General features: G+C 57.4%; 1 pseudogene. It reads right to left on the bottom strand.

The annotated features are described in order from the left end of the window. Positions 1–202: pseudogene (locus tag GFJ39_RS14010) on the bottom strand (IS630 family transposase); the annotation flags it as partial.

Raw genomic sequence — 202 nt, 5'->3', positions numbered from 1 at the left:
CCATCTTCGTGGAGAGGCTGGTTTCGTCAATGAATACCAGACGCTGCGGATCAAGGTCAGGCTGGAGATCAAACCAGTCCTGTCGTCGCTTCAGGACGTCTTCACGCTCCTGCTCCAGTGCATGAGCGGTCTTTTTTTGAATGTCCATCCGTGTTGGCGCAGCCAGCGACTGAGCATGCTGCGACCGATCCCGACGGCCCGT

The organism is Gluconobacter aidae (genome assembly GCF_009547075.1).
Lineage (GTDB): Bacteria > Pseudomonadota > Alphaproteobacteria > Acetobacterales > Acetobacteraceae > Gluconobacter > Gluconobacter aidae.
The sequence above is the reverse complement of the archived record's forward strand: the minus strand, read 5'-3'. Positions and strand labels throughout refer to the sequence as shown.